The sequence below is a fragment of the Janthinobacterium sp. NKUCC06_STL genome (assembly GCF_019345455.1).
Lineage (GTDB): Bacteria > Pseudomonadota > Gammaproteobacteria > Burkholderiales > Burkholderiaceae_D > Janthinobacterium > Janthinobacterium rivuli.
Genome location: NZ_JAHKQY010000003.1, coordinates 264750 through 282199, shown reverse-complemented (window position 1 = coordinate 282199; position 17450 = coordinate 264750). Strand labels below are relative to the sequence as shown.

General features: G+C 58.8%; 9 protein-coding genes, 1 tRNA gene and 1 pseudogene. 4 read left to right on the top strand and 7 right to left on the bottom strand.

Annotated elements, in window-relative coordinates; genetic code table 11:
• Positions 1–53: 53 nt before the first annotated feature.
• The 5 genes and pseudogenes from KO539_RS13825 to KO539_RS13805 all read right to left on the bottom strand — a co-directional run.
• Positions 54–2177, bottom strand: a pseudogene (locus KO539_RS13825) (type I restriction endonuclease subunit R); the annotation flags it as partial.
• A 302-nt stretch (positions 2178–2479) separates the two neighbouring features.
• A complete protein-coding gene (locus KO539_RS13820; RefSeq protein WP_219310168.1) occupies positions 2480–3892 on the bottom strand; it encodes an ATP-binding protein in 1413 nt (470 codons plus the stop codon).
• Entirely contained in the window at positions 3889–5220 is a 1332-nt protein-coding gene (locus KO539_RS13815) for a restriction endonuclease subunit S (protein ID WP_219310167.1), read from the bottom strand. The genes KO539_RS13820 and KO539_RS13815 overlap by 4 nt, the downstream gene beginning before the upstream one ends.
• Positions 5210–6775, bottom strand: coding sequence for a class I SAM-dependent DNA methyltransferase (locus KO539_RS13810; protein ID WP_219310165.1), 1566 nt, complete (start codon positions 6773–6775; stop codon positions 5210–5212). Before KO539_RS13810 ends, KO539_RS13815 begins: the two co-directional genes overlap by 11 nt.
• Positions 6776–6952: 177 nt before the next feature.
• Positions 6953–7028: transfer RNA gene (locus KO539_RS13805), tRNA-Arg, on the bottom strand.
• 199 nt (positions 7029–7227) lie between these two features.
• Between KO539_RS13805 and KO539_RS13800 the strand changes: the two genes are divergently transcribed.
• A complete protein-coding gene (locus KO539_RS13800; protein ID WP_035823637.1) occupies positions 7228–7788 on the top strand; it encodes a cytochrome c5 family protein in 561 nt (186 codons plus the stop codon).
• 138 nt (positions 7789–7926) lie between these two features.
• On the opposite strand, the gene KO539_RS13795 is transcribed toward KO539_RS13800, so the two are convergent.
• Together KO539_RS13795 and KO539_RS13790 are read right to left on the bottom strand one after the other, a co-directional pair.
• The gene (locus KO539_RS13795; RefSeq protein ID WP_374106406.1) at positions 7927–9996 is read right to left on the bottom strand and encodes a M13 family metallopeptidase; all 2070 of its coding nucleotides are present in this window, start codon (positions 9994–9996) and stop codon (positions 7927–7929) included.
• Positions 9997–10177: 181 nt separating this feature from the next.
• Positions 10178–12253 (bottom strand): M13-type metalloendopeptidase, encoded by a 2076-nt coding sequence (locus KO539_RS13790; protein ID WP_219310162.1) that lies wholly within the window; start codon positions 12251–12253, stop codon positions 10178–10180.
• Positions 12254–12749: 496 nt separating this feature from the next.
• Here KO539_RS13790 and KO539_RS13785 point away from each other — a divergent pair, with 496 nt between their 5' ends.
• The 3 genes from KO539_RS13785 to ybaL all read left to right on the top strand — a co-directional run bounded on the left by KO539_RS13785 (position 12750) and on the right by ybaL (position 17429).
• Complete coding sequence (locus KO539_RS13785; protein WP_219310160.1) at positions 12750–14192, top strand: S41 family peptidase; 1443 nt, start codon at positions 12750–12752, stop codon at positions 14190–14192.
• 196 nt (positions 14193–14388) lie between these two features.
• On the top strand, positions 14389–15510 hold the full coding sequence (locus KO539_RS13780; protein ID WP_219310159.1) for a beta-ketoacyl-ACP synthase III: 1122 nt from the start codon (positions 14389–14391) through the stop codon (positions 15508–15510).
• Between the two features lie 209 nt (positions 15511–15719).
• Positions 15720–17429: a YbaL family putative K(+) efflux transporter gene (gene ybaL, locus KO539_RS13775; RefSeq protein WP_219310157.1), complete on the top strand. Its 1710-nt coding sequence runs from the start codon at positions 15720–15722 to the stop codon at positions 17427–17429.
• Positions 17430–17450 lie beyond the last annotated feature (21 nt).

Sequence of the window (17450 nt, the reverse complement as noted above, 5' to 3'; positions counted from 1 at the left end):
GCGGTATACTCCTTCAACGCCTGCTTCAGGTCGCTGGCAATGCCGATGTAGTCCACGACCAGGCCACCCTGCTTGTCCTTGAATACGCGGTTGACGCGCGCGATTGCCTGCATCAGGTTGTGGCCCTTCATGGGCTTGTCCACATACATGGTGTGCACGCAGGGAGCATCGAAGCCGGTCAGCCACATGTCCCGCACGATCACCAGCCGCATCGGATCATCCGGATCCTTGAAGCGCTTCTCCATGCGTTTCTTGATCTGTTTTGAGTAGATATGCGGCCGCAGCAGCGGTTTGTCGCTGGATGAACCCGTCATGACCACCTTGATCACGCCCTTCTCTGGATCGTCGTCGTGCCAATCGGGACGCAGGGCGATGATGGCCTTGTACAGATGAGCGCAGATGTCACGGCTCATGGCCACGACCATGGCCTTGCCGGATTGCGCCTTGTCGCGCTCCTCGAAATGTCGCACCAGATCAGCTGCGACCTGCTGAATGCGCGGCTCGGCACCGACTACTTTTTCCAGCGCGGCCCAGCGGCTCTTGAGCAATGCCTTCTGGTCATCGTCTTCTTCGTCCTCTGCCAGCTCATCCACCTCATCATCGATGCCGGCAAGTGACTCTTCCTTCAGACCGAGCTTGGCCAGGCGCGACTCGTAATAGATCGCCACCGTGGCGCCATCGTCGCGCGCCTGCTGCATGTCGTAGATGTGAATATAGTCACCGAACACGGCGCGCGTATCGCGGTCTTCGTTTGATACCGGGGTGCCCGTGAAAGCGACGAAGGTGGCGTTCGGCAGCGCATCGCGCAGATTTTGCGCATAACCTACCTGATACCGCTCCAGATACTGCGCTGGCGCCTCTGCGGCGCCCAGTTCCGTCGCGGGCAGTGTTCCGGTACCCAACATACGGGAAGGTATTTTGCGGGTCTTCAGCCTGGCTTCAAAACCGTATTGAGTCCGATGCGCCTCATCAGCGATAACCACGATGTTGTGGCGGTCCGACAGCAGCGGATAGGTGTCTTCATCCTCGCCCGGCATGAATTTCTGAATCGTGGCAAAGACAATGCCGCCCGATGGCCGGTTCGCCAGCTTGGCGCGCAAGTCCTGCCGTGTCGTACCCTGCACCGGTTGCTCGCGCAGCAAATCCTGCGACAGCGAGAAAACCCCGAATAACTGCCCATCGAGATCATTGCGGTCAGTGATGACGACGATGGTCGGGTTTTCCATTGCCGTCTCGCGCATCACGCGCGCGGCGAAACAGGTCATGGTGATGCTCTTGCCCGATCCTTGGGTATGCCACACCACGCCACCTTTCTGGCCGCCACCCGGGCGCGACGCGGCTACCACCTGCGCAATCGCCGCGCGCACGGCATGGAACTGATGATAACCGGCGATTTTCTTGGTCAAGGTACCGTCATCCTCGAACAGCACGAAGAAGCGCAGGAAGTCCAGCAGGTAGGCCGGCGCCAGCACGCCACGCACCAGAGTCTCCAGTTCATTAAACTGCCCCAGCGGATCGAGCGTCACGCCGTCGATGGTGCGCCAGGCCATGTAGCGCTCGGCGTTGCTGGACAACGACCCCATGCGTGCCTCGCTGCCATCGGCGATCACCAGCACCTCGTTGTACTGGAACACGTCGGGTATCTGTTCCTTGTACGTTTCGATCTGGTCGTATGCCTTCCAGATGTCGGCATTTTCATCGGCCGGGTTCTTCAGCTCCAGCAGTACCAGCGGCAAGCCGTTGATGAAGAGGATGATGTCAGGGCGCCGCGTATGCTTGCTACCCTTGATCGAGAACTGGTTGATCGCCAGCCACTCGTTGGCCGCCACGTCGGCGAAGTCGATCAGGTGCACAAAGTCGCCACGGGTCTCGCCGTCGCGCTGGTATTCGACAGGCACGCCATTCACCAGCAGTCGATGGAATAGCCGGTTCGCCGACAGCAATACAGGCGTATCGAGGTGCAAGACCTGCTGTAACGCGTCTTCGCGGGCCACCAACGGGACCGAAGGGTTAAGCCTGGCAATGGCGCTGCGCAGGCGCTCAACCAGTACCACCTGCGTGTAGTTGACGCGCTCGGGCGCATCGCCGTCCAACGCTATGTTCGGCCCATAGACGTGGCTGTAGCCGGTATCAACCAGCCAGGTCAGGGTTTCTTGTTCGAGTTGGTCTTCAGTCATCAAGCGGCCCGCATATGTCGTTGAAATCGACACGTTGATCAAATTGTTTAAAAACGGCGCCAAAATCGACACGTTCACCACACGCACTTTAATGATCGGAAAAGCAATGCTCAATGTGCATCGCTAAATCGTTCTTTTAAGCAACAATATTATTGCATAAATACCAAATTAAAAAGCTTATTCCGATAACAACAGCTGGACTATACAGCGCAGACGACATTAGCGATTGAATGAAAATTATGTTTATTTTCAAAGGTTTACGCGAAAATACAGAGAATAATCACGTTTGTAATTAAATGAGTTTATGTCCAATATGGAACGTATTTGACATATCGCTTGGACAGGCTTTCAGGATCGTCCGGTTTGATCTTGTTTTGCTCTACCGCAGTAGCAATAATTTGTGATACGGCAGACACCTTGGCCCGCGTATCGTCGAGCTTGAAGCGCTCCCTCAGACTTTGATTGCTCATCTTTTCATTGCTGACATACTTCAGGCAACAATGCATGTAGCAGGCATTGACACGCTCCTTGGCATCCATGTCCACGAACTCCTTGTGCGCGAACAAGACGGCCGTCGTATGCATTGGTGCAACACGAAACTCGGGCGCAGGCAATTGGTAATATTCAGTGCTGGACACCACCTTGTCGATGCCACTGCCTTTTTCTTCACAGATGCCAAGGCGGCGCATCAAATCGGCCAGTTTTTCATTGCGCGAACTGTATTCATCAACGAAGCGCTCGGTAGGAATCAATGGCTGGCCGGGATTGGTAATTTCAATCCTGTCCGCGTAAATCTCGATCATCACCGAACTGCCCGTGGCTTCGAAGTCCTGATGCACCAAGGCATTGGCAACCAGTTCCCGAATGGCCAGCTCGGGAAACATGCGCACTTCTTCACGCAGTGCCTGACCGATCACCTCGTTGACCGGCAGCTGGACATTGACATAATGAATCAGGCTTTCAAAGCCGACGGCATATCCCTTCTGTCCGATCAGGTCGCGTTCGGTGTGCAGCTTGTTATTGCCCCGGTACTTGATCACCCGCACCGTCTTGCGTGTCAGGGAATCGAACTGGCGCATGTCTTTCGCCAGCAGCAAGGCACCCAGGTTGGTGATCGCGTACTGCGCGGCGACCGGCCGCACCAGCTTTTCGCTGACCAGGCGCGCCAGGACGCCCTCGCGCGTCGCCGGCAACGGCAACTTGATCAGATCAAAAAACGTCTGGACATCAAGCGCCGCGACCACCTGATCCGCATCGATGACGGCCGAAGCATCAAGCGCGAGAAAGTCCGCCTTTCCTTCGGCAAAAATACGGCCCAGCTGGTCCGGCGACATCGGCACCAGTTCTTCGCCTGAGCGCATCAGATACATGCCGCCGACATGCCGGGGAGTGCCAATGGGCCGGCCGGGAATATCAAACACAAGAATGCGCCCATCGGGATGATGTAGCTCTTCAATCTCGACCCGGAACTGCAGCGCAGTAAGAATGCGTCCCTTGGTCGCGCCAGTATCCAGGAATGCCTGGGTTCCAACAACACGCCGCGGAGCCTTGTCGCTGATACCCAGCACCAAGTGCCCGCCACCTTCATTGGCAAGCGCCACGCAATACTTGAGCAGTTTGTCCGTGTCGTATTGCTGCTTCGCTTCCTTGAATTCCAGATGCTCGGTTTCAGGTGCGCCAGACAGCCAACGGTCAACTTGCTCAGGCGTGATCATGCGATGGCTTCCTCAAGGATGGTTTCGGCTTCTGGCAGGCGCAATTTACCGGAGATCAGGCGGGGAAGCAGGGTGTCGCGAAGCGCAGCTAGAGTACGCCCTGTTTTATGATTTACCGCAATGCTTTTTTGAATCACTTCCACAACTCGGGCAAATGCAAAAGCGACATTTTCATCCGGCACGGCAAGCATGTAGCGCCCAAGCACATCATTTTGAACGCGCTGGCGCCCGCTGGTGCCAGACATGCTCTGAATCGCGTACTCCCTGAATTCCGGGTGCCGGCACAGCAAGTAGCCGAAATATTCTGGAAGTGGTTTTTTTGGGCGCAGTACCAAGAACTCCGTTGATCCCCATCCGATCTGATCATCCGCGAGAAAATCAACAAACGCCGCCTTGCCATTCTCCAGGCAAGGCGTGATGCGCGCCAGCAAAGTGTCGCCATTGCGAAATTTTGCACCAGAACCCATGTCACGTTGGATAGGCGCTTCAACGCAGTGCCCACTGGTGGACAAGCTCGCCATGTCAAGGTACGGCGCGCTAACTGATTTCTTGAGAGAACGTTTTGGGTTGATGTCGAACGCGTCGGCTAAAGTCGCTATCTGCCATCCCTTTGGCACAGTCCCCAACTCCGACTCGTCAAAACTATCCGGGAACAGCGCCGCAGTTGCCTCGTCCATGCCCTCGGGCACACGCCCCTCCAGCTTGGCACGCACGGGATCGAAGTCCACGAACCACGACTTGAACAGGGCTTGGGCGATGGCTTCGAGGGTGGCGTTGGTTTCACGCAGAAGAGCTATGCGGTCGTCGAGGGAACCCAAAACGCTGGCAATCCCGTTCTGCTCTCGAAGGGACGGCAATGCGAACGCAAACTCACAAATTCGTCCAGGCGAAGTATGTTTCACTGTGGAGCCTGTAGCGGTTGACACAACCCAATGGCGATAGTCACTGGCCCGCATCAGGTACTGTAAATAACGCGGCCGGATTGGTGCTTCAGGCTTGATCTGAACTAACCCCACACGTTGATTATGTAGCCACGTAGTTCCAGATGTCATCGGCACAAACGCTGCAAAGCCAAGAGTATCGGCGGCTTTACTTAAGTCGGTCATTGTGACGATTACGTCGCCAGGCCGCAGGATATAGTCGTTGGATATCGGCCCTGAATAATATTTCCCTTTGCCTGGCCGAAACCCACCTCCAACCGAAAAATTTCCAGGTGTTGTAAGCTGATAAGGTGTCTGTTCGTCAGTGAAAAACTCGCCTTTAAACGCAAATCCGTGCTTGATATTGATCACGTCAGCTAAGCGACATTCGCTCCATTCAGATCTCATATCCCAGCCCTCCCAGCTTCTGGCGTATCAGTTGATCCAGCTCCGCCCCCTTGGCCATCTGCTCACCCAACGTCTCGGTCAGCATCCGCATTTTGTCGTCAAATGCTTCATCATCATCTTCGATGGCTTCTGCGCCTACATAGCGGCCCGGCGTGAGGACATGGCCATGTTCGGCGATTTCGGCCAGCGTGACGCTGCGGCAAAACCCAGGCATATCCTGATATTCGCCTGTCTCCGCTTCGCCACGCCACGCCGCCACAATCCCTGCGATCTTGTCGATCACTTCCTCGGCAAATTCGCACTGTACGCGACTGATCATGCTTCCCAGTTTGCGCGCGTCGATGAACAACACTTCGCCTTGTCGGGCACGCTTTTCCTTGACCAGGAACCACAGACATGCAGGAATCTGGGTATTAGAAAAGAGCTGACCCGGCAATGCAATCATCACTTCAACCTTATCGGCATCGACCATCGCGCGGCGGATTTCGCCTTCGCTATTCTGACTTGAGGTCATGGAGCCGTTGGCCAGCACGATGCCGGCTCGGCCGGTGGACTTGAGGTGGTACAACATGTGCTGCAGCCACGCGTAGTTGGCATTGCCTTGCGGCGGCGTACCGTAGACCCAGCGCGGGTCGCCTTCCAGGCTGCCGTGCCACCAGTCGGAAATATTGAACGGCGGATTGGCCAGCACGAAGTCGGCGCGCAGGTCGGCGTGCTGGTCGCGTACGAAGGTGTCGGCCGGCTCCTTGCCCAGGTTGAAATCGATGCCGCGAATGGCCAGGTTCATCGCTGCCAGCCGCCATGTGGTCGGATTCGCTTCCTGGCCATAGATCGACACGTCGCCGATCTTGCCGCCGTGGGCTTCGATAAAACGTTCCGATTGCACGAACATGCCGCCCGAGCCGCAACACGGGTCATACACCTTGCCGTGGTGCGGCGCCAACACGGCGACCAGGGTCTTGACGATCGACGCAGGCGTGTAGAACTGGCCGCCACGCTTGCCTTCGGCACTGGCGAACTGCCCCAGGAAATACTCGTACACCTGCCCCAGCAAATCACGCGCGTGGTTTTTCGCCGTGTCACCGGACTCGCCAAAGCCGATGCTCGAAACCAAATCGACCAGTTCGCCGAGCTTGCCGTCTGGAAGTTGTACCCGCGCGTAGCGTTTGTCGAGGATGCCCTTGAGCTTGGGGTTTTCCAGCTCGATCAGGGATAGCGCATCGTCGATGCGCTTGCCAATGTCAGCCTGCTTGGCTTGCGCGCGCAGCGTTTCCCAGCGCGCCGCTTCCGGCACCCAGAAGACGTTGACTTCCTTGTAGTAGTCGCGGTCCTCCAGTTCCTCGGCCAGCATGTCTGCGTCGACGTCATGCAGGAAATAGTCGTCAGCAGTGTCGGCAAAGCGGCGGGTCAATTCATCGCGGCGGGTCTGAAAGGTGTCGGAGATGTACTTGACGAAGATGAGGCCAAGGACGATGTGCTTGTATTCGGCGGCGTCCATATTGGCGCGCAGTTTGTCGGCCGTAGCCCAAAGTGTTTTTTTGATGTCTTCTATCATGTTGAAGCGAGGCTGATGGATCGTGGTGAGACGGTCATCTTATCCTATGTGCGATAGCAAAAAATTTGCCAGCGACCTTCCCATCGGAAACGCATGGACACTAGGCTAGATTCTCGAAATAATACGATTTTTGAATAGAAATACTACTGAAATCTGGCGGAGAGCCCTGATTTATCTTGGTGCGGCTGGCGGGGATCGAACCCACGACCCTTGGCTTCGGAGGCCAATACTCTATCCACTGAGCTACAGCCGCGTAGGGGGAATTTCTGAAGTGATGCGAAGGATACCGTTTTTCTTTACCTACGTCTACGGAAACTGTCGTATCGCTGGCAATTGCATGTCACTGCTCAATTTTTGTGCCTATAATTGTGGGTTTCATAAAGGTTTACATCCAAGCATGTAAAAATGCTACCTTACACGGCCATCAGTTTCAAATCTGGACTAAGGACATCATGAGCGACGCACATAACGAACAACAATCAGCGATCAAAACGCCTAAACAATTGCTTGCCGCCGTAGCTGGCTTCTTCCTCATCACCGTCATCGGCATCATCCTGCTGGTGCAGTTCGTCACGGCGCAAAAACTGACGGGCGCCGGTACGGACAGCCAGTCGCCGGAAGCCATTGCCGAGCGTTTGAGCCCGGTGGCCAACGCCGGCTTTACCTTCAAGGATGCCAGCGGTCCGAAAGTGCTGCAAAGCGGTGAAGCCGTGTACACGGCGACCTGCGTGGCTTGCCATGGCGCCGGCGTGGCCGGTGCACCGAAGTTTGGCGACGCGGGTGGCTGGTCGGCCCGCCTGGCCCAGGGTTACGATACGGTCCTGAAACACGCCATCGAAGGCTTGCGCGCGATGCCGGCCAAGGGCGGCAATCCCGACCTCGACGATGTGGAAGTGGCGCGCGCCGTCGTCTATATCGCCAACGCGTCGGGCGGCAAGTTCAAGGAACCGGAAGTGCCAGCACCTGCCGCGGCCGCTGATGGCGCTGCTCCTGCAGCCGAGCCTGCCAAATAATTCAGCCAGCGCGCTGAACCAGGAACCGCCCGGATGGGCGGTTTTTTTTCGTCCGCAGTTTGTGCCAGATCACACGGCGTGAAAAAGCCGCCCGGCTTGATAGCGGGGCGGCTCGATGCTAGCGCGTTAGCACAGCTGTTACCACATGATGACGCGGTCTTTCGGTGGCAGATACATCTTGTCGCCCGGTTTCACGTCGAAGGCTTGATAGAAGCCGGGCTGGTTGCGCATGGTGCCGTTGGCGCGGAACTGGCCTGGCGAATGCGGGTCCGTTTTCAGCAAGACCAGTTGCTGCGCTTCGCGCATCTTCATGCGCCAGACCTGGGCAAAGCCCGCATAGAAACGCTGCTCGCCCGTGAAACCGTCGATGACAGGGGCTTTCTTGCCGTTCAGCGACAATTTGTACGCTTTATACGCGATCGCCACGCCGGAATTGTCGGCGATGTTCTCGCCCAGGGTCAGTTCGCCGTTGACGAAGTGGTCCTTGACGGGGCTGAAGCTGTTGTACTGCGCCACCAACTGCTTGGTTTTCTTGGCGAAGTTTTTATGGTCAGCCTTGGTCCACCAGTCGCGCAGGTTGCCGTCGCCGTCGTACTGGGCGCCCTGGTCGTCGAAACCGTGGCTGATTTCATGGCCGATCACGCCGCCGATGGCGCCATAGTTGACGGCGTCGTCCGCGTTGGCGTCGAAGAACGGCGCTTGCAGGATGGCGGCCGGGAAGACGATTTCGTTCAGTTCCGGGTTGTAATAGGCGTTCACGGTCTGTGGCGTCATGCCCCACTCGTCGCGGTCGATAGGCTGACCCAGCTTGTTCAATTCGCGGTTGTAGTTCAGCAAGTGCGAACGCTGGATGTTGCCGATCAAATCGTCCGGCGCCACCGTCAGACCCGAGTAATCGCGCCATTTGTTCGGGTAGCCGATCTTGGTGGTGAACTTGGCCAGCTTGATTTGCGCCTGTTTCTTGGTGACAGGGCTCATCCAGTCGAGCTTGTCGATGCTTTGCTGGTAGGCCGTCATCAGGTTTTTCACCAGCGCTTCCATGCGCACCTTGCGCTCGGCCGGGAAATATTGTTCCACGTACAGCTGGCCCACGGCTTCGCCCAGCGCGCCTTCGACGGCGCCCACGCCGCGTTTCCAGCGCGGACGCATTTCCGTCACGCCCGTCAGGGTGGTGCCATAGAAGGCGAAGTTTTCATCGACATACGCTTTCGGCAGGTAGCCGGCGTTCGCGTGCAGCAAGTGCCACTGGAAGTATGCTTTCCACGTGTCCAGCGGCGTCTTGTTGGCGATCTCGGCAAAGCCCTTCAGGTAGCTGGGCTGGCTGACAATCACATAATTGACCTTGCCGGCGATGCCCGTGTCCTTCAGGTAGCGGGCCCAGTCGTAGCCTGGCGCCACGCTGGCCAGTTTTGCCAGTTCCACCTTGTTGTAGGTTTTGACGGGGTCGCGGTTCTGCACATTGCTCCATTGCGCCTTGGCCAGTTCCGTTTCCAGCGCCACGATGGCCTTGGCATTGGCGGCGGCATTCGCGTCGCCAGCCAGGCTCAGCATTTTTTCCACGTGAGCCAGGTACTTGGCGCGCGTATCGGCCTTGCCCGCTTCCAGGTAATAATCGCGGTCAGGCAAACCCAGGCCGCTTTGCACGATGTCGGCCACGTATTTGGTGGAATCCTTGGCGTCCTGGTGGATGCCGAAGTCGTAAGGCGAAGTCACGCCCAGCTTGCTGAAGTGGGCGATCACGGCCGGCAATTCCGCCTTGTCCTGCAGCGCGGCGATCTTCGCCAGTTCCGCGTTCAATGGGCTCAAGCCCAGGCTTTCCAGCTTGGCTTCATCCATGAAGCTGTTATAAAAATCACCGATTTTCTGTGCATTCGAACCGGCTGCGCGTGCCTTGTCGGCGGCGGCGCCTTCGACGATGCCGCGCAGCTGCGTTTGCGTATCGTCGGCCAGCTTGGCAAAGCTGCCCCAGCTCGACTTGTCGGCTGGAATGACGGTTTCCGCCAGCCATTTGCCATTCAGGTGCTGGAACAGATCGTCTTGCGCGCGCACGGCAGGGTCGACGTATTCGACGGCGATGCCGGACGTCAGCGCCGCGGCGGCGACGGCCGTGGCGGGAGCGGCTTTCTTGGCGCTATCAGCGGCGCCAGCCATGCCGAACACGCCGGCCAGCAAACTCAGGGTCAATGCACTTAACAAATAACGATTCACGGTTGTCCTCTATATTATATTGTGTGGAATATAAGGGTCAGAAGGCCCAAGGCTTCTGGCCCGGTTTTTGACTGTAGCATACCGGCCGAAACGACAGAAAAAACTTTGACCAGAATGCAAAAAAGACCACGCAAGTGGTCTTTTTTGTTGTGACAAGATAACGTTTACATGGATATGACGTTTACCAGATGATCACGCGGTTTTCCGGGGCAACATACATCTTGTCGCCCGGTTTCACGCCAAACGCTTCATAGAAACCAGGCTGGTTGACCATGGTGCCATTCGCACGGTACTGGCCCGGCGAATGCGGATCGGTCTTGATTTGCACGATCTGCTGCGCTTCGCGCATCTTGCTGCGCCACACCTGGCCAAAGCCCATGTAGAAACGCTGGTCGCCCGTCAAGCCATCGAGCACGGGCGCCGGCTTGCCGCCCAGCGAAATCTTGTAGGCTTTATAGGCGATCGCGACGCCCGAGTTGTCGGCGATGTTTTCACCCAGGGTCAGCGCGCCGTTGACGTGGTAGCCCGGCAATGGACTGTAGCCATCGTATTGCTTGGTCAGCGCGTCGGCCTTGGCGGCGAAATTCTTGCGGTCGGCCGGGGTCCACCAGTCGCGCAGGTTGCCGTCGCCATCGGACTGGCTGCCCTTGTCGTCGAAGCCGTGGCTGATTTCATGGCCGATGACGGCGCCGATGGCGCCATAGTTGACGGCGTCGTCCGCGTTGGCGTCGAAGAACGGCGGCTGCAGAATCGAGGCCGGGAAGACGATTTCATTCATCGTCGAGCTGTAATACGCGTTCACCGTTTGCGGCGTCATGCCCCACTCTTCGCGGTCGATCGGCTTGCCCAGCTTGGCCACCTGGCGGGCGGAACCGAAATTGGCGGCGCGCATCATGTTGCCCACCAGGTCGCCTTGGACGATTTGCAGCTTCGTGTAATCGCGCCATTTGTTCGGATACGCGATCTTCGGCGTGAACTTGGCCAGCTTGGCTTGCGCTTCCTTCTTGGTTTCCGGGCTCATCCAGTCCAGGGTGTCGATGCTGTCCTTGTAGGCGGCCAGCACGTTTTTCACCAGTTCCTGCATGTGCGCCTTGCGCTCTGCCGGGAAATATTGCGCGACATACAATTTGCCGACGGCTTCGCCCAGCACGCCTTCGACGGCGCCCACGCCACGCTTCCAGCGCGGCTGGTTTTCCGTCACGCCGCTGAGTACCGTGCCGTAGAAGGCAAAGCTTTCATCGACGAAATTTTTCGACAGGTAGCTGGCATAGCTGCGCAGCAACTGCCATTCGAAATACGCTTTCACGGTGTCCAGGTCGGCGGATGCGAGTACCTTGTTGTAGCCGCTCAGGTAGCTCGGCTGGTTGACGATGACGTAATCGACCTTGTTGGCGATGCCGAGTGCCGCCAGGCCGGACTTCAGGTCGTAACCGGGAGTGAGCTCGTTGAGCTTGTTGATATCGGTCTTGTTGTAGCGTTTGACGGGGTCGCGGTTCTCGACTTTGGTCCATTGCACTTCGGCCAGGGCCGTTTCCAGCGCCACGACAGCCTTGGCGCGGGCGGCGGCGTTCTTGTCGCCGGCCATGGCCAGCATTTTTTCCACGTGCGCCTGGTATTTTTCCTTGACGCCAGCCTGCTTGGCTTCGAGGTAGTAGTCGCGGTCGGGCATGCCCAGGCCGCTCTGGCTCACGTATGCCGCATATTTCGTCGAGGCACGCGCATCCTGGCCCACGTAGACGGCGTACGGGGTCGACACGCCCGTCTGGCTCAGGTGAGCGATCAGGGCTGGTACGCCCTTCTTGTCACGCAGCGAGCGGATGCGGTTCAGTTCGCCGGCCAGCGGCTTCGTGCCCAGCGCTTCGAGCTTGGCTTCATCCATGTAGCTGGCGTACAGGTCGCTGATTTTTTGCGCTTCGGAACCGGCCTTCTTGTTTTTGTCCTGTTGCGTGGCGACGATGATGCCGCGCAATTGCGGCGTCGTGTCATCGCGCAACTTGGCGAACGAACCCCAGCTCGACTTGTCGGCAGGAATCTCGGCCGTGGCCAGCCACTTGCCATTCAAATGGGTGAAAAAATCGTCCTGCACGCGCACGGCAGGGTCGATGTACTGCACGTCGATGCCGGAAACGACGCCAGCGGCGGCAGGTGCGGCGCTTGGGGCCACGGTCGGGGCGGCAGCGGCGGATACGGGTTCGGCGGCATGGGCAAACGCAGCCAACAGGGTCAGGGTCAGACTGCTCAAGAGATAGCGATTCACGGATTGTCCTTATGGGGCATGTCAAAAAGACCGGGCGGATGGCTTCGGCGGATAGCCTGCCGCGCCAGGCGCTGCAGGAATGTAGCACGTGAGCATGCCATTTGGCCATCCTTGCCCCGGAATCGCCCCTCAGTTACCCATGCTCACGCCCGCGCCTGCCATGCGAGGTCATGCGGGCTCCGGATAAAAAAAAGCCTGCATCCGTAGACGCAGGCAAAACCACTTCGGGTCGAGAATGCGAGTCCACTATAGGGCCGCGGCACACGCTTTTTTTCGACTCTTACAAATGCTTACTCCCCTCAAGAGTAACTATACATCGCATACAAAACCGCAACATATGGCAAGCTGGCAGCCCCGTTTTCGCGCGTAGACTGGGCCCAGGCACGCTTTTTCCATGGCCGGCCCACGCCGGCAGAGATTCAGGTCTATACTTTCAACAAAGCGCCGCTCCACGGGGACTGGCGCTTGTGCAAGACACGCTAGCTGCAAAGGTGCAATGATGGGCAAACTCAAAAATACCGGCTTGATCGGCCTGGGCGTGGTGGCCGGCGTCGCCGTGTCGCTGCAATTTTCCGCCATGGCGCAAAAAACCGTCGAGCCGCCCCTGCCGCTGGAAGAACTGCGCCAGCTGGCCGATGTGTTTGGCCTGATCAAGTCCGATTACGTGGAACCCGTCGAAGACAAGAAACTGCTGGAAGACGCCATTTCCGGCATGGTTGCCTCGCTCGACCCCCATTCCGCCTACCTGGACAAGAAAGCCTACGCCGAACTGCGCGAAGGCTCCGAAGGCAAGTTCGTCGGCCTGGGCATTGAAATTGGCCTCAGCGAAGACGGCTACATCAAGATCGTCTCGCCCATCGAGGATTCGCCCGCCTACCGCGCCGGCATCAAGGCCGGCGACCTGATCACCCGCCTCGACGGCCAGCCCGTGAAAGGCATGAGCCTGGACGACAACGTCAAGCGCATGCGCGGCGAGCCGGGCACCAAGGTGTCGCTGACGATTGCCCGCAAGGATGAAGCGCAGCCGCTGGCCTTTACCATCACGCGCGAGGAAATCCATCAAAAGAGCGTGAAGGCGAAGATGGTCGAGCCGGGCTACGCCTGGCTGCGCGTATCGCAATTCCAGGAACCCACCGTCGACGACATGGCCGCGCAGATCACGGCGCTATATCAACAAGATCCGAACATCAAGGGCATGGTGCTGGACCTGCGCAACGATCCGGGCGGCGTGCTGCAGGGCGCCATCGGCGTCTCGGCCGCCTTCCTGCCGAAAGACGCGGCCATCGTCTCGACGAATGGCCAGTTGCCGGACTCGAAACAGGTGTTTTATGGCCGCGCCGAATACTATACCTTCCGCTCGGAAGGCGACGCGCTGGCGAAATTGCCGGCCGCCATCAAGAAAGTGCCGCTCGTAGTGCTGGTCAACACGGGTTCGGCCTCGGCCTCGGAAATCGTCGCCGGCGCCCTGCAGGATTACAAGCGCGCCACCATCATCGGCACGCAAACCTTCGGCAAGGGTTCCGTGCAAACCATCCGCCAATTGACGGCCGACACGGCCGTCAAGCTGACGACGGCCCGCTACTACACGCCGAACGGCCGCTCGATCCAGGCCAAGGGTATCGTGCCCGACTTGCTGGTCGATGAAAATGCGGATGGCGACGGCCTGAACGGCTTGCGCATCCGCGAAGCGGACCTGACCAAGCATCTGAGCAACGACCGCGACAAGGAAAGCGCCAAGGCGGCCCCCGTCAACGACGAGATGGAAGAGCAATTGCGCATCATCGCCCTGGAAAAGACCCGCAAGCCGCTGGAATTTGGCAGCAAGGACGATTTCCAATTGCACCAGGCGCTGAACCACCTGAAAGGTTTGCCGGTGCAACTGGCCAAGGCCGAACCGGTGGTGGTGCAAGCCGACGTCAAGAAAGAACAGAAAAAGTAAGCAGTTTGGGGTCAGACCCGGCGGGTCTGACCCCATCACACGCAATACCCCCAGCACCGCTCCACGCGACAAAAATCAATCTTCCGCCACACTTCCCCTGCCCCGCAACACGAAACTCTCTACAGTCGAGCCTGTTTGTGTAAAATTTGCTTCACTTATCGGCGCCACGTCGATTGCCAAATTTGAAAGTTTAACCATGAAACAAGTCGTCATCAGCGGTACCGGACTGTACACGCCGCCATTTTCGATCTCCAACGAAGAGCTGGTCACCTGCTTCAATGCCTACGCGGAAAAATTCAATGCCGACAACGCCGACGCGATCGCCGCGGGCACAGTGACGGCGCTGGATCTGTCGAGCGTGGCCTTCATCGAAAAGGCGTCCGGCATCAAGTCGCGCTTCGTGATGGAAAAGGAAGGCATCCTCGATCCGGCGCGCATGGTCTCGCGCATTGCGGAACGGGGCGATGACGAACTGTCGCTGCAGGCGGAAATGGCTGTGGCCGCCGCGCACGATGCGCTGGCCCGCGCCGGCCGCACGCCGGCCGATATCGACATGGTACTGGTCGCTTGCAGCAATATGCAGCGCGCCTACCCGGCCATGGCCGTGGAAGTGCAGGATGCGCTGGGTATCGACGGTTATGGTTTTGACATGAACGTGGCGTGCTCGTCCGCTACCTTCGGCATCCAGCAAGCCGTGGCCGCCGTGCAAAGCGGCCAGGCGCGCGCCGTGCTGGTCTTGAATCCCGAAATCACCAGCGGCCACCTGAACTGGCGCGACCGCGACAGCCATTTCATTTTCGGCGACGCCTGCACCGCCATCATCGTCGAAGCAAAAGACACGGCCGTGTCCCAGCACCAGTTCGAGATCATCGGCACGGAACTGAAAACGCGCTTCTCGAATGCCATCCGCAACAATTTCGGCTTCCTCAACCGTTTTGACGAATCCGGCGTGGGCAAGGCGGATAAACTGTTCCGCCAGCAAGGCCGCAAGGTCTTCAAGGAAGTGTGCCCGATGGCCGCCGAGATGATCAAGGCAACCCTGGCCAAGGCCGGCGTGGAAGTGGCGCAAGTCTCCCGCTACTGGCTGCACCAGGCCAACCTGAACATGAATTTGCTGATCGCGCGCCTGATCCTGGGCCGCGACGCGCAAGAGAACGAAGCGCCCGTGATCCTCGACACCTACGCCAACACCTCGTCGGCCGGTTCCATCATCGCCTTCCATAAATATCAGGATGATATGGCGGCAGGCAGCACCGGCGTCATCTGCTCGTTCGGCGCCGGCTATTCCATCGGCTGCGTGGTCGTGCGCAAGCTCTGAGCGCATGGGTGTAACATCGCCTGACTCCTGAATTAGGCGATGTTCGAGGTGGATGACATGCGTTCGCGGCCACCTGGACGAAGATAGTGCACAGGTTTTTTGCAATAAAGCCGCAGGAAATTTTCCGGCAGGGGCTTTGATGCGTTTATACTTGGTCGCTGAGCAACATCTTTTTCTACCCGCACGTCCCCATAAGGAACCCCACACGCATGCCCCATGACATCAGCCTGATCACCACCATCGCCGCCGCCCTCGGGTTCGGCCTCATCTTCGGCTTCATCGCCGCGCGCCTGAAACTGCCGGCACTGGTCGGCTATCTGGCCGCCGGCATCATCATCGGACCGGCCACGCCCGGTTTCGTGGCGGATGCGGAAATAGCGGGACAATTGGCGGAAATCGGGGTGATGCTGATGATGTTCGGTGTCGGCCTGCACTTTTCCATCGAGGACTTGTGGGACGTGCGCAAGATCGCGCTGCCCGGCGCCATCCTGCAGATCGGCGTCGCCACGGCGATGGGCATGGGCCTGGCGCACTGGTGGGGCTGGACCCTCGGTGGCGGACTGATCTTTGGACTGGCCCTGTCCGTGGCCAGTACCGTGGTGCTGCTGCGCGCGCTGGAAGAACGGGGCATCCTCGACTCGCTGAATGGCCGCATCGCCGTCGGCTGGCTGGTGGTGGAAGACCTCGTCACCGTGCTGGTCCTCGTGCTGCTGCCGGCGTTTGCCGGCGTGCTGGGCGGCAAGGTCGCGCCGGATGCCGAGGCCGTCAGCCTGTGGCAAACCCTGGCCGTGACCTTGGGGCAAGTAGCCGGCTTTATCGTCTTCATGCTGGTGGTCGGCCGCAAGCTGTTCCCATGGATCCTGTGGCAAGTGGCGCGCACCGGCTCGCGCGAGCTGTTCACCCTGTGCGTGATCGCCGCCGCCGTCGGCATCGCCTACGCTTCGACCAAGCTGTTCGGCGTGTCGTTCGCGCTGGGCGCCTTCTTCGCCGGCATGGTGCTGCGCGAATCCGAACTGAGCCACCGCGCCGCAGAAGAGTCGCTGCCTCTGCGCGACGCGTTTGCCGTGCTGTTCTTCGTTTCCGTCGGCATGCTGTTCGAACCGAACATCCTCATCGACAAGCCCCTGCAAGTGCTGGCCGTGTGCGCCATCATTATCTTCGGCAAGTCGATCGCCGCCTTTTTGCTGGTGATGGCGCTGCGCTATCCGCCGAAAACGGCCATCATCGTCTCGGCCAGTCTGGCGCAGATCGGTGAATTCTCGTTCATCCTGGCCGCGCTGGGCCTCTCCCTGGGCCTGATGCCGCAGGAAGGCCAAAGCCTGATCCTGGCTGGCGCCATCCTGTCGATCGCCCTCAACCCGCTCGTCTTCAGCATGGCCAAGCCGCTGCTGCGCGTGATGAGCAACAGCGATTTCGCGCGCAAGTTCGAACGCACCACCGACCCGCTGGCCGAGCTGCCGATGACGGTGCCGCAGGAAAAGCTGTCGGGCCAGATCGTCCTGGTCGGCTATGGCCGCGTGGGCCGGCGCATCGCCGCCGCCCTGATGGAACGGGGCATTCATTTTGTCGTCGCCGAGGAGAACCGCGAAATCGTCGATCAGCTGCGCAAGCAGGGCATCCCGGCCGTGGCCGGCAATGCGGGCGAACCGGCCGTGCTGATCCAGGCGCACATCACGCACGCCACCATGCTCGTGATCGCCACGCCGGACACCTTCCACGTGCGCGCCATGATCGAGACGGCGCGCGCGCTGAACCCGGGCATTCTGACAGTGGTGCGCACGCACAGCGAGGAAGAGGCGGAATTGCTGCGCGCGGAAAACGCCGGCAAGGTCTTTATCGGCGAGCACGAGCTGGCCAATGGCATGGCCGAGCACGTGCTGCAGAGTTTTGAGACAGCGAAGAAGGGGCATGGCCATTAAGGTTCTTTGATGCCGAACCTC